The organism is Collinsella sp. HCP3S3_D1 (assembly GCF_052064015.1).
In the GTDB taxonomy this organism is placed as follows: domain Bacteria; phylum Actinomycetota; class Coriobacteriia; order Coriobacteriales; family Coriobacteriaceae; genus Collinsella.
In genome coordinates this window covers 12,323-25,287 of record NZ_JBQHWK010000003.1, presented here as the reverse complement: position 1 = coordinate 25,287, position 12,965 = coordinate 12,323, and the positions used below count along the sequence as shown (strand labels likewise).

Sequence of the window (12,965 nt, the reverse complement as noted above, 5' to 3'; positions counted from 1 at the left end):
TAAAGTATAGCGCTTTAAACAAATTAAGAAAGCGCTATAAAAAGAAGCCCCACAACGCGCGTGCGGTGCGGGGCTTCTTTGGGTGCTTTAGTTGCCGGGCCGTCCTTACCCGCGCGGCTTGATTTTATCGCGTAGCGACTTGAGGTTCTCCAGTGCCGCGTTAAGCGTCTCGTCTCGCTTGGCAAAGTGGAGGCGAATCAGATGGTTGACGGGCTCACGGAAGAAGCTCGAGCCGGGCACGGCGCCCACGCCCACCTTAGACGCGAGGTCCTCGCAGAAGTCGAGGTCGCTGTCATAGCCAAACTCAGAGATGTCCATCATGACGTAGTAGGCGCCCTGCGGCACGTTATGCTCAAGACCAATGCTATCGAGCCCCTGACAGAACAGATCGCGCTTGGCGGTATAGAGGTCGAGAACCTCCTGGTAATAGCTGTCGTCGAAGTTGAGCGCGGTGACGACGGCCTCCTGCAGGGGAGCGGCGGCACCCACGGTGAGGAAGTCGTGGACCTTCTTGATACGCTCGGTAATCTGGGCCGGGGCGATGGTGTAACCCAGACGCCAGCCGGTGATGGAGTACGTCTTGGACAGCGAGCTGCAGCTGATAGTGCGCTCGAACATGCCAGGCAACGTGGCCATATAGACGTGCTCGTGGGGCGCATAGACGATGTGCTCGTAGACTTCGTCGGTGATGCAGTACGCGTCGTACTTTTTGCACAGGTCGGCGATAAAGGTGAGCTCCTCGCGCGTAAAGACCTTGCCGCAGGGGTTGGAAGGGTTGCACAGGACGATGGCCTTGGGGTCGTTGTCGCGGAAGGCAGCCTCGAGTACCTCACGGTCAAAGTCGAAAGCGGGCGGGTTGAGCGGCACGTAGATGGGCTCGGCACCCGAGAGGATGGTGTCGGCGCCGTAGTTCTCGTAGAACGGCGAGAAGATGACGACTTTGTCGCCGGGGTTGGTGACCGTCATCATGGCGGCCATCATTGCCTCGGTGGAGCCGCAGGTGATCACGATGTTCTCATTGGGGTTGATCGGCATGCCCATAAAGTGCTCCTGCTTGGCGGCAAGCGCCTCGCGCATGGCCTGGGAGCCCCAGGTGATGGAGTACTGATGGTAGAGCGGCTTGGGGTCGCTGGCGATGGTGCTCAGGCTCTTGAGCAGCTGCGCCGGGGGATCAAAGTCGGGGAAGCCCTGCGAGAGGTTGACGGCGTCGTACTTATTGGAGATGCGCGTCATGCGGCGGATGACCGAATCGGTAAACGTTGCCGTGCGATTGGAGAGTTCTTTCATACTTGTCCTTTCGAACATCGGGGTGGGGCAAGTTTACTCCTATGGAACCGGTGGGATTTGCTCGAAATGGATCCGAAAAACTCTTTTCAAAATTCTTGAAAATTGGGGCTTGCGTCGCGTGGCGTTCCTTGCAATAATAGTCGAGCGCGAAGCGCACAGGACACGGTGGGTGTAGCTCAGTTGGCTAGAGCGACGGGTTGTGGTCCCGTAGGTCGAGGGTTCGAGTCCCTTTACCCACCCCAGTTCTTGCTTCGTGTTGATATCGGGTCGTTAGCTCAGTTGGTAGAGCAGGGGACTCTTAATCCCAAGGTCCAGGGTTCGACCCCCTGACGGCCCACCACACGATATCTCCTCTAAAGTCCGCTACTACGGACTTTAGCTTTGGGTCGTTAGCTCAGTTGGTAGAGCAGGGGACTCTTAATCCCAAGGTCCAGGGTTCGACCCCCTGACGGCCCACCAAAGCATGTTAAGACGGTCAGCGAAAGTTGGCCGTCTTTTTTGTTGACCTCGCATGGGGTCGAACCCGAAAGGGCGCGGAGCTGAGGAAACGCGTAAGCGTTTGCCAGCGCAGCGCGCAAGGCGCGAAGCGCCGCAGCGGCCGCCTGCGCAGCAGGCTGACCCCCTGACGGCCCACCAAAGCATGTTAAGACGGTCAGCGAAAGTTGGCCGTCTTTTTTGTTGACCTTGCATGGGGTCGAACCCGAAAGGGCGCAGACGCTTTACAAGTCGAGCCTGCCCTGGGGGTCGGTGAATCCGTCTGTGCCCTCCTTGAGTTTTTCTCGTCTGCTTTCACGCGACGTTCGAGCTTCTTTGTATCCTCGGCAGGCGGTAGATTCTCGGGGACAATTCCACGGTCGATGAGGCTACCACGCACGCTTGTGTTGTTCTCGACGTGCTCTTCCTTGATCTGGTCCAGACCGTACAGGTCGTGTTCCTCGGCGTTGAAGGCCGTCATCGAGTTCGTAAGGTCCTTTGCTTTGATGAGGACATCGGCTAATCTGTCCGCCAATGCCGCGCTCTTGGGTACGCCGAGCTGCTGCTTCATTTCCGCCGTGCTTCTGCCGCCGAATAACGCTTCATCGCCCTTCGACTTGATGATCGCGAATCCTTTGGAGTCCACGCCGCGTTTGAACGCAATACCCGAGAGCTGTTTCTCTGAATCGGATAGCGAGTGGCGCGCCTGCAAGCGCTGAATCTCTGCGAAGCGCTGTTCTATGAGCTCTTGGCGGCGCGTCTGCACGGCAAAGTATGCCTGGGCGAGCGCGATCTCTGGCTTGTTTGAATCTCCGTTCTGTGCGATTAAATAGCATGCATAGCGAGTAAGTTTGTAGTCTTTAACCGCGCGAGCGGCGACACCGGCTGTTACCATTTTCGTGGTATCACGAAAATGGGAATCAACTGGAGTTTTGTTTGTTTCGCACGAGACTTTTGCCCTCTTAACAACTTCGGCGAAGTTCTCCCATCGAGTGTACCCCATGGGTTCCATTAAATCGCGTGCGAGCCAATACTCAACGCCGTCTTCCACATTGACGTAGCTATCAAGTTTGACACGCCACTTCTCGATATCACGACTGTCCATATCTCCTCCCCGCTGGTCTATTGTCTGTGCGGGCTTTGCCTGCTCTGTATTCAGAATAAGGATACGCTGCCGTGCGGACACGAATGGACCCCGTGCCACCTCGAGCTCACGGGGCCCATAGATATCGATTAGTTGTGTTCTGCTTTAGATGGGTGTCCAGTTTAGTCCGCTCGATAGTGCGATCCGAGGCTTTCGGTCCGTTTGCGCATGGCTTTGGCCATTTCCTGTGCTAGTTGAATCTGCGATTGCAGGCGGGCGAGGGCAGCGATTTCGCTGTCCTGGGCTTTCTGTGTGCTCAAGGTCGTTGCCTCCGTCTTCAAGCCCTCAAGCTCGTGTAGTGCCTTGGATAGGCCCCCTTCGGTGCGGTTGATCATGCAATAGGTACTCATCGTGTGCTTAAGGCCGCGGGTCAGGCGCTCGGCGTCTGTTGTGGCAATGCCATGCTGGGGGAGCGCGACATCCGCCTTTGGGGCCACCTCAGGTGCATTCTGTGCTGCTTGGGCTGCCGAGGCGCCCGCGATGCGCCCAAACACGATGCCGTTGGCGCTTGACAGGCCACCAATGCGATCGGCCCCGTGCATGCCGCCTGTCGCCTCGCCGCAGGCATAGAGGCCCTCAACGCCCGTGTATGCGGTCTTGTCGATTTTGATGCCGCCATTGGCGGCGTGGGCATACATCGCCACACGCATCTCGTCGGTCGGCGCGATGCCGTGCTCGTCTTGTAGCCAGGTGGCAAAGGTCTGCACAAACTCCGGGACGTCCTCGCGGGGGAAATCGTAGTGGAGCGCCAGACCTTCGGTACCCGCTTGATCGATGGCAAGATCGATGGCGCGGGAGGCCAAGCGCGAGGTGAAGGGACCATATCCGGAGCGTTGCTCAAGTAGATCGTCCAGCTTGTCGTCGGCGATATCGACCGGCTGGTCTACATGTACGTAGCGCCAGGTCTTCTCGTTAAAGACAAGGTTGCGCTTGGGCTCGATGAAGCCCGGCATCATCTGCATGAACTCTATATTAGTGAGCGTTGCGCCGTGTGCCAGCGCGATGGACTGCGAGGAGCTGAGCACGTCGGCGGAAGTGAGGCTTCGCTCGAACAGGCCACCCGTGCCACCGGCTGCGATGACGGTGGCCTTGGCTGCCATAGGCACGAGATGCCCGTTTGTGCGGTCGTAGAGTACGGCGCCGATAATCTTTCCGGTCGTGTCCTCAACAAGGTCGATTAGCTCGTGGCGGGGGAGCAGGTGAATGCCGAGAGACTTGATCTGGGCCGTACACGCGTCCTCAAGGGGCTTGCGGGTGAGGCCGCGCCATATGCGTGTCTTATGGTCAAAGCAGGGGATAAATTGCTTTTGCTGGGCGCTCTCGGCGCTTTGCGGACGCTGGAGCTCAACACCTAGATCCTGCTCGAGCCATTGGATGGCCTGGGGAATACCGTGGACGAACGTCTGGACGAGCGTAGGGTCGGCGACACCGCCGCCGACGGCTTGGATGGTGTCGATGAGATCCTGTTCGTCGTCTTCGTTAACGGGACCGATGAGACCTAGGCCCCAGGTGCCCGGGAAAAAGCTCGATCCGCTCATGGTCTTGCCGGCGCTTGCGACGGCAACAGTCGCTCCCGCGCGCGCCGCTTCTATGGCAGCACAAAGGCCCGCAATGCCAGATCCTATTACCAGTACATCAGTCGATTCCATCGGATTCCTTTCTCGTCCGGCGCATTTTCGCATGGGTGATCGGCAATGATGCCGAAAAGACTCGGTAAATCGGTAAAGGGCAAATATGGCAGATGGGCGTTATGGACGCTCTGACGCTCCATCTCATCACATCTCGTATTTCGTCCCAACTGATATATCGGCATTAGCAACCCTGCGGCAGTGCAAACAAAAAGAGCCGCTACCCGGGTGGATAGCGGCTCCAAAGCTCAACTATATGAGCATCGCGCGGGCGCGATTAGGCCTTGAGGGCCTCCTCGACGGCGACAGCACAGGCGACGGTGGCACCGACCATGGGGTTGTTGCCCATGCCGATGAGACCCATCATGTCGACGTGCGCAGGCACGGAGGAGGAACCAGCGAACTGGGCGTCGGAGTGCATACGGCCCATGGTGTCGGTCATGCCGTAAGAGGCAGGGCCGGCGCCCATGTTGTCCGGGTGCAGGGTACGGCCAGTGCCGCCACCAGAGGCGACGGAGAAGTACTTCTTGCCAGCCTCGATGCGCTCCTTCTTGTAGGTGCCAGCGACGGGGTGCTGGAAGCGCGTGGGGTTGGTGGAGTTGCCGGTGATCGAGATGTCGACGTTCTCGTGCCACATGATGGCAACGCCCTCACGGACGTCGTCGGAGCCGTAGCAGTTAACGGCAGCACGGGGACCATCGGAGTAGGGGATGGTCTCGACGACCTTGAGCTCGCCCGTGTAGTAGTCGAACTGGGTCTTCACGTAGGTGAAGCCGTTGATGCGGGCGATGATCTGGGCGGCGTCCTTGCCCAGACCGTTGAGGATAACGCGCAGCGGCTTCTTACGAGCCTTGTTGGCGTTCAGAGCCAGGCCGATAGCGCCCTCAGCGGCAGCGAAGGACTCGTGGCCGGCCAGGAAGGCGAAGCACTCGGTGTCGTCGGAGAGCAGCATAGCGCCCAGGTTGCCGTGGCCCAGACCGACCTTGCGGTCCTCGGCGACGGAGCCGGGAACGGTGAAGGCCTGGATGCCCTCGCCGATGATGGCGGCAGCCTCAGAAGCGTTCTTGGCGCCACGCTTGACAGCGAGAGCGCAGCCGAGGGTGTAGGCCCACTCGGCGTTCTGGAAGGCGATGGACTGGGTGTTGTTGACGATCTCACGCGGGTTGAAGCCCTTGTCGGTGCAGATCTGCAGAGCTTCCTCGAGGGAGGCGATGCCGTTGTCGGCGAGGCACTTGTTGATCTTGTCAGCGCGGCGCTCGTAACCTTCGAACGTAACAGTCATAGTTATTTCCCTCCCTTTCTACTCGTGAACCGGGAACACGCTGGCGACGGAGTGAGTCTCCTCGTCGGTGCGCGGGTCGATGTACTTGGCAGCGTTCTCCCACTGACCATAGTGGCCCATGGCGCCAGCGATGGCCTCCTCGGGGGTCTTGCCGGCCTTGACGGCGTCGGTGAACTTGCCGAGGTTCAGGAACTCGAACGCGATGATCTCGTTCTTGTCGTTGAGAGCCATGCGGGTGACGTAGCCCTGAGCGAGCTCGAGGTAACGAGCGCCCTTGGCCTTGGTGCCGAACATGGTGCCGACCTGAGAGCGAAGGCCCTTGCCGAGGTCGTCGAGGGAGGCGCCCACGGGCAGGCCGCCCTCGGAGAACGCGGTCTGGCTGCGGCCGTAAACGATCTGCAGGAAGATCTCGCGCATAGCAACGTTGATGGCGTCGCAGACGAGGTCGGTGTTGAGGGCCTCGAGGATGGTCTTGCCGGGAAGGATCTCGGAAGCCATGGCAGCAGAGTGGGTCATGCCCGAGCAGCCGATGGTCTCAACGAGGGCCTCCTCGATGATGCCGTCCTTGACGTTCAGCGTGAGCTTGCAGGCGCCCTGCTGAGGTGCGCACCAACCCACACCGTGCGTAAGACCGGAGATGTCGGAAATCTCCTTAGCCTGGACCCACTTGCCCTCCTCGGGGATGGGTGCGGGGCCGTGGTATGCACCCTTGGCAACGGGGCACATGTTCTCCACTTCCTGTGAGTACTGCATGCCTCTCCTCTCTATCGTATTGGCGTCCCGTCTGGAGGTCGTGGCTGGTGATTGCCGGGCGACCCTTCGAAAGGGACATGACATGCAGCCCCTATAATACCGCGAAATGCACGGAATATTCGGCGAACGGCGCAGTTTTCGTAACGAGAAGCGCGGAACTTTCAATTGAAACGATTTAACAAGCTTGGTTGCGGTTATGCGATACGTTATAGGGGGTCAGTTCTGGTCAAGTTATTGGTTAGTTCTTGCCCTTGTTGCGGTGTCTAGCCTGTGGTTATGATGCCATTCGCCGTCGGTTTGCCGCCTTTTACCGTCGACGGGTGCCATTTTGCGTGAATGTTTTGATGGCACGTTTCAATCGTGATGTATTGGATGGTAAGCAGGTCCCGGCGAAGGGAGCGCCATGCAGCGTGTTTGGAAAACGATCACCGGTTTTTACCATGTCTGTGCCCGCGGTATGGGCAGTCAGCTGATCTTTGAGAGCGACGAGGACCGGTGGGAGTTTTTGGAGCTGATGCGCGACTGCTGCCGCGATGCCCAGGTAACGATTGTGGCGTGGTGCCTCATGGGCGACCATGTGGATCTGGTACTTCTGGATTATGAGGACAACATGAGTGCAGCCATGCAACGCCTGCTGTTGACGTATGCTCGTCGGTTCAATAAGCGTACCGGGCGATCGGGCTGCCTGTTCCGGGAACGTTTTGAGCGCTGTTCGCTCGATACCGACCGGCAGGTGATGGAGGCTGTTCGCTCCGTTCACGCCGATCCGCAGGATGCGGGCATCAACCTAATTGAGCGTTATCCCTGGAGCAGCTTTGCGGAGCATCTGCGCGTTTACGACGGTGACGAGGCAGATGCTACGAGGGGATTTTCCGATCCTTCTTGCGTGCTTGAGCTTTTTGGTTCTGCCAAAGCCTTTATTGCCTATTCGCTTTCGACGCCCGACGGCGGCGATCCGGCGATGCGCGATTTGGTAGAGATGGAGTTGGAGCGGCGCGTCTTTGCCGATGAGTTGGCGAAGGGATTCGGGGTTGCGCTCCAGAGGGTTAAAGCGGCGCCGCCGGCGCAGCGCAATATCGTTATTCTTGGCTTGCACGATGCTGGTTTTACGGTGCGCCAAATTGAGCGGTATACGGGGATAAGCAAAAGCACCGCTTCTCGTATTGTGCGCGCCCGTGCTCGAACGGCGGTGCGGACTGATGACAGCCTGGGATAGGGCTGTCTGCCCACTGGGACCATCATTCTAAATGCTTGGACGTTAACTACACTTCTAAATATGCATAGAATGATTGCCGTCTTGCATAAAACAATAGCTCAGTCCGGTTTTGCCCGTGCCTACCCCCGTCCACGCCGTGCAAAAAGCGGAGTTTTCAGCATCGTAGTGCTGTCGGAACTACTATAACCTTGCAACTTGCGGGCCCCGAGACAATTATTTGTCTGCCAATACGCCCCGAAGCACGCGTTTGCGTCCCCGTAGACCGTAATGCCTGTTCTAAAACGCAATATATACGCGCCCGAAGGCGCTAATTTATGCTCGTGATTTGTATGCACATAGCTTTGCGTGCTGAAAACTCGCAAAAATGCACGCCGCACCCTAGGGGACCCGTCTGCGGCAGGCAGGAGGCGAGCCGGAGCCTAGTAGGACGGTGCCTGGCGCTTTGCTCGGCGTGCCCCGTGGCCCTGTGGCAAGCCTTTGGTACTGTGAAAAACGCTTGTGCTTGCGGTTGGCCGTGCGATAAATGACAGATTGGGCGCCGGAAGCGTGGCTGCGCGTGCGCTCGTTATGAAAAAGCCGAGCCGCCCGTATCGGGCGGCTCGGCAATCAAAAACCTTGGATTCGGGGCATCCGTTACTGGTTAGCCTGACCCTCGAGCATGCCGTCGAGGGTGCGCCAGGCGAGCTCGGCGCATTTGACGCGGGCGGGCATGTGTGAGATGTCCTGGAGCTGAGCGGCCTCGTCTAGGTCTTCCAAGTCTTCCTCGGAGAGCTCCTCGCCACGGATCATGGCGAGGAAAAGCCCTGCCAGACGACGAGCCTCCTCGACCGTTTCGCCCGTGATGAGGTCGGCCATGATGTCGGCGCTGGCCTGGCTGATGGCGCAGCCGTGCCCGGTAAACGAGGCCTCCTCGATCACATCGTTCTCGACACGCAGCTGCAGGGTGAGCTCATCGCCGCAGCTGGGGTTGATGCCGTCGTGCTCGTGCGTGGGGGCATCCATCTCGTACTTGTAGTCGGGGTGCGAGTTGTGCTCCATAAACGTGGTGGAGGTGTACAGATTACCCATTGAACGTGCTCCAAACGTGATGCAGGCCGGCGATGAACTTATCGATATCGGCCTTGTCGTTGTAGAAGGCCACGCTGGCGCGGCAGCAGGCAAGGTTCTCGACCCCCAGCCAGGTGAGCAGCGGCTGCGCGCAGTGGTGACCGGCACGGATGCAGACGCCGTCCATGTCCATGATGCTTGCGACGTCGTGAGGGTGGATGCCCTTGACGTTAAAGCTGACGACCCCGTGGTGGTTGTCCCAATAGATGGAGCCGATGATCTGGACAAAGTCGAGCTGCATGAGCTCGCCCATCAGGTAGTGGACGAGTGCCTGCTCTCGTGCCTGGATGTTTTCGTAGCCCACCGTATTGACCAGGTAATCAAGCGCCGCGCCCGTGGCGAAGATACCGGCGGCGTCCTGCGTGCCGGCCTCGAACTTCTCGGGGACGGGCGCCCAGGCGGCGTCCTGCTCGGTGACCGAATCGATCATCTCGCCACCGGTAAGCATGGGCGGCATGGCGTTGAGCAAATCCATCTTGCCCCACAGCACGCCGATGCCCATGGGGCCCATGGCCTTGTGCGCGCTAAAGGCAAAGAAGTCGGCTCCCAGATCGGCCACATCGACCGGCATGTGCGGCAGCGACTGCGCGCCGTCGACGACCAGATAGCCGCCGTACTTGTGCACGAGCTTGCCGAGATTCTTGACCGGGTTCTCGACGCCCAGCACGTTAGAGATCTGACCCACGGCCAAGATCTTGGTCTTGGGGCCCACCTTGGATAGAACCTCCTCGGTCGTGAGCTGACCGGTCTTGGTGGGGTAGAGGTAGACGAGCTTGGCGCCGGTCTCGCGGCAGACCTGCTGCCACGGAATCAGGTTGGAGTGGTGCTCCATGATGGTGATGACGACCTCGTCGCCGGGCTCCAGCACCGTGGGCGCAAAGCTCTTGGCGACCAGGTTGAGCGACTCGCTCGTGTTGCGGGTGAAGACGATCTCATTAGCCTGGGAGGCGCCGATGAGGTCGGCGATCTGCTGGCGCACCTTCGCGATGGCCTCGGTGGCCTCGACGGACAGCGAGTACAGGCCGCGCAGGGGGTTGGCGTTCATACGCTGGTAGAAGTCACGCTCGGCGTCGAGCACGCAGGCGGGGCGCTGCGCGGTGGCGGCGCTATCGAGGAAGGCGATCTCGGGGTGCTGCTGGAACAGCGGGAACTGCGCCTTGTAGGGATTGGTCTCGATGTCGACGGTAGGCCAGCCGCGCGAGGCCTCATCGCTGGCGTCGAATTCCATGGGCTCGGGGGCAGTACAGGTATCGCATTTAACGTGCTCGGTGTCGATCATGCGAGCTCCTCTTCAAAGTTATCGATCAGGTTGTTGCCCAGGCGGACGACGGCGGCGCGGGTGCGCTCGTCGGTCGCGGAAAGTGCGGCGTCCTCCAGCTTGGCACGGATGAACAGGTCCTCGGCGGCATTTTGGTCAAGGCCGCGGCAGGCGAGGTAGAACAGCTGCTCGTCGCGGACGTGGCCGATGGTGGCGCCGTGGTTGCCGGCGACGTCGTCCTCGTCGCAGAGGATGACGGGAACGGTCTTGTTGTCGACGCCCTTGTTGGCCAAGAGCACCGTCTCGCGCTCGGTGCCGACGGCACCCTTGCAGCCGTGCACGAGGTCGATGGTGCCGCGGTAGACCTTCTTGGACGTGCCGGTCAGCACGCCGTTGGCATCGATCTCGCACTCGGTCTTGCGGCCGCGGTGGCGCAGCTCGTAGTTAAAGTCGCGCACTTGTTCGCGAGCACCCAGGTAATCGGTGTCAATCGTCACCTTGGCGGTATCGCCCAGCAGGTCGCCGGCAAGGCCGGTGGCGCTGGCACCGGCACCCAGTACGGTGTGCTGCACGTTGACGCGCGCGCCCTCGTCCAGGAACAGGCCGGTGTCGTCGAGCGCGATCCAGCTGTCGTCGAGCGTCTGCGTGCAGGTCACGTTGACGGTTGCGTACTCGTGAGCACACACCCGCAGCACGGAGCCCACGACGCCTTCGCCGGCAACGGGGGAGTCCAGAGCGATCTGCAGGTCGAGCGTTGCCTGCGGACGGACAACGACATCGATGGCGGCGATGGCAGCGGCGGCGTCGACGCCACTCACGCGCACGGTAACCGTGGCACGGCCGTATGCGGGCACATCGATAACGATGCGCTTAGTGGCGTGGTCGGCCAGATAGGTGTAGGCGGCCTCGCCCATGCCGGTCTCGAAGGCCTCGGCGGGGGAGAGCTCCTCCTCGAGCTTGATAGCGCCGGCCTGGTAGACAGAGGTGGCAGGCACGTCGAGCTCGGTCTCGGGCGTGATGCGGGCGCGGTCGGCGGCGTCGCCGGGGGCAGAGGCGCGGCGCTCGGGGAAGCGCTCGGCCATGGCCTCCATGGCGGCGTCGAAGGCGTCGGCCGCGCCATGGATCTGCTCGTCCAGGCCTTCGACCTCAACGGCCTCGGCGGGAGCGGCGGCAAGTTCGTCCGAAAGCTCGAGCTTGGTCTGGTTCATCTTGAGCCAGCCCCATGTGGCGGCCGGCATCGCGTTGACGCCCCCGATCTCCTGCAGCACGCCGTCTCGGGGCTCCGACCCTCCTCGCGTACCTTTAGTACGCGTCGTCGGGCTCGTCGCTCCCGATACGTCGCACTGCAGAAGCTCGGATGACGTAAATGCGTTCGGCGTGTTCGTGGTCTGTTTCATTATCCGATCGCTCCTTCCATCTCGAGCTTGATCAGGTTGTTCATCTCGACGGCGTACTCAAGCGGCAGCTCCTTGGAGACCGGGTTGGCAAAGCCGTTGACGATCATGGTGCGGGCCTCTTCCTCCGAGATGCCGCGGCTCATCAGGTAGAACACCTTGTCGTCGCCGATGCGGCCGATGGTGGCCTCGTGGCCGATGTCGACGTTCTTGGCGCGGATGTCCATGGCGGGGATGGTGTCGGAGCGGCTTTGGTCGTCGAGCATGAGCGACTGGCAGCTCACGGTTGCCTTGGAACCCTCGGCCTTAGGCGTGGCCACGATGGAGCTGCGGAAGGTCTGGATGCCGCCGCTCTTGGAGATGCCCTTGGTCTCGACGGTCGCCGAGGTCTCGGGCGCGTTGAGTACGACTTTGCAGCCGGTATCGAGGTTCTGGCCGGCGCCGGCAAAGGTGATGCCGGTAAAGCTCGAGCGGGCGCGGCGGCCGTTGAGCACGCTCATGGGGTAGAGGTAGCCCACATGGCTGCCGAAGGAGCCGCTGATCCACTCGATGTCGCCGTCCTCGTCCACGCGCGCACGCTTGGTGTTGAGGTTGTACATGTTCTTGGACCAGTTCTCGATGGTCGAATAGCGCAGGTGCGCACGCTTGCCCACAAAGAGCTCCACAGCGCCGGCGTGGAGGTTGGCCACGTTGTACTTGGGCGCGGAGCAACCCTCGATAAAGTGCAGGTCGGCGTCGTCCTCGACGATGATGAGCGTGTGCTCAAACTGGCCGGCGCCCTTGGCGTTGAGGCGGAAGTAGCTCTGCAGCGGAAAATCGAGCTTGGTGCCCTTGGGCACGTAGACAAACGAGCCGCCCGACCACACGGCGCCGTGCAGGGCCGCAAACTTGTGGTCGGTGGGCGGGATGAGCGTCATAAACTTCTCGTGGATGAGCGGCTCCCACCGCGGGTCGTGCAGGGCCTCCTCGATACCGGAGTAGACGATGCCCATCTTGGACGCGGTGTCCTGCATGTTGTGGTAGACGAGCTCGGAGTCGTACTGCGCGCCGACGCCCGCCAGGTAGCTGCGCTCGGCCTCGGGGATGCCCAGGCGCTCAAAGGTGTTCTTGATGTCGTCGGGCACCGACTCCCAGTCGTGCTTTTGGTCGGTGTTGGGTTTGACGTAGGTGACGATGTTGTCCATGTCCAGGCCCTCGATGGAGGGGCCCCACGTTGGGTCGGGAAAACGGTTGAAAATCTCGAGGGATTTTAAGCGCAGGTCGAGCATCCACTGCGGCTCGTCCTTCTTGGCGCTGATCTCGCGCACGATGTCGGGCGTGATGCCGGCGTCGAGGCGCTCGAATCCCTCCTCGCCATAGGTGAAGTCGTAGAGGCTGCGGTCGATGTCCGCGACCTCGGTGCGGTTCTTGGTCATTGCGTCG

The 12,965-nt window shown here is 60.6% G+C and carries 10 protein-coding genes and 3 tRNA genes; 4 read left to right on the top strand and 9 right to left on the bottom strand.

Annotated features, from left to right (window positions below; all coding sequences use genetic code 11):
* Positions 1 to 105: 105 nt before the first annotated feature.
* Positions 106 to 1,287: a pyridoxal phosphate-dependent aminotransferase gene (locus ACTNDJ_RS01415; RefSeq protein WP_441063072.1), complete on the bottom strand. Its 1,182-nt coding sequence runs from the start codon at positions 1,285 to 1,287 to the stop codon at positions 106 to 108.
* Positions 1,288 to 1,452: 165 nt separating this feature from the next.
* Between ACTNDJ_RS01415 and ACTNDJ_RS01410 the strand changes: the two genes are divergently transcribed.
* From ACTNDJ_RS01410 to ACTNDJ_RS01400, 3 genes are all read left to right on the top strand, one after another.
* Positions 1,453 to 1,529: transfer RNA gene (locus ACTNDJ_RS01410), tRNA-His, on the top strand.
* Between the two features lie 22 nt (positions 1,530 to 1,551).
* Positions 1,552 to 1,627: transfer RNA gene (locus ACTNDJ_RS01405), tRNA-Lys, on the top strand.
* 43 nt (positions 1,628 to 1,670) lie between these two features.
* Positions 1,671 to 1,746: transfer RNA gene (locus ACTNDJ_RS01400), tRNA-Lys, on the top strand.
* A gap of 193 nt (positions 1,747 to 1,939) precedes the next feature.
* Here ACTNDJ_RS01400 and dinD read toward each other — a convergent pair.
* From dinD to ACTNDJ_RS01380, 4 genes are all read right to left on the bottom strand, one after another.
* Positions 1,940 to 2,866, bottom strand: a complete 927-nt coding sequence (dinD, locus tag ACTNDJ_RS01395; protein ID WP_441063073.1) for a DNA damage-inducible protein D — start codon at positions 2,864 to 2,866, stop codon at positions 1,940 to 1,942.
* Between the two features lie 161 nt (positions 2,867 to 3,027).
* Entirely contained in the window at positions 3,028 to 4,554 is a 1,527-nt protein-coding gene (locus ACTNDJ_RS01390; RefSeq protein WP_441063074.1) for an FAD-dependent oxidoreductase, read from the bottom strand.
* Positions 4,555 to 4,810: 256 nt separating this feature from the next.
* Positions 4,811 to 5,815 (bottom strand): GGGtGRT protein, encoded by a 1,005-nt coding sequence (locus ACTNDJ_RS01385; RefSeq protein WP_154518278.1) that lies wholly within the window; start codon positions 5,813 to 5,815, stop codon positions 4,811 to 4,813.
* A gap of 18 nt (positions 5,816 to 5,833) precedes the next feature.
* Positions 5,834 to 6,568, bottom strand: coding sequence for an iron-sulfur cluster assembly scaffold protein (locus tag ACTNDJ_RS01380; RefSeq protein ID WP_006235554.1), 735 nt, complete (start codon positions 6,566 to 6,568; stop codon positions 5,834 to 5,836).
* A 403-nt stretch (positions 6,569 to 6,971) separates the two neighbouring features.
* Between ACTNDJ_RS01380 and ACTNDJ_RS01375 the strand changes: the two genes are divergently transcribed.
* Positions 6,972 to 7,784, top strand: a complete 813-nt coding sequence (locus tag ACTNDJ_RS01375; RefSeq protein ID WP_441044702.1) for a transposase — start codon at positions 6,972 to 6,974, stop codon at positions 7,782 to 7,784.
* A gap of 633 nt (positions 7,785 to 8,417) precedes the next feature.
* Here the strand turns inward: ACTNDJ_RS01375 and sufU are convergent.
* Genes sufU through sufB form a run of 4 tightly spaced genes read right to left on the bottom strand, consistent with a single transcriptional unit; the run spans position 8,418 to position 12,958 of the window.
* The gene (sufU, locus tag ACTNDJ_RS01370; protein WP_427718807.1) at positions 8,418 to 8,852 is read right to left on the bottom strand and encodes a Fe-S cluster assembly sulfur transfer protein SufU; all 435 of its coding nucleotides are present in this window, start codon (positions 8,850 to 8,852) and stop codon (positions 8,418 to 8,420) included.
* A complete protein-coding gene (locus ACTNDJ_RS01365) occupies positions 8,845 to 10,170 on the bottom strand; it encodes an aminotransferase class V-fold PLP-dependent enzyme (protein ID WP_441083208.1) in 1,326 nt (441 codons plus the stop codon). The genes sufU and ACTNDJ_RS01365 overlap by 8 nt, the downstream gene beginning before the upstream one ends.
* Positions 10,167 to 11,546 (bottom strand): SufB/SufD family protein, encoded by a 1,380-nt coding sequence (locus ACTNDJ_RS01360; RefSeq protein ID WP_441083207.1) that lies wholly within the window; start codon positions 11,544 to 11,546, stop codon positions 10,167 to 10,169. Before ACTNDJ_RS01360 ends, ACTNDJ_RS01365 begins: the two co-directional genes overlap by 4 nt.
* The gene (gene sufB / locus ACTNDJ_RS01355) at positions 11,546 to 12,958 is read right to left on the bottom strand and encodes a Fe-S cluster assembly protein SufB (RefSeq protein WP_427794570.1); all 1,413 of its coding nucleotides are present in this window, start codon (positions 12,956 to 12,958) and stop codon (positions 11,546 to 11,548) included. The genes ACTNDJ_RS01360 and sufB overlap by 1 nt, the downstream gene beginning before the upstream one ends.
* Positions 12,959 to 12,965: the final 7 nt, after the last annotated feature.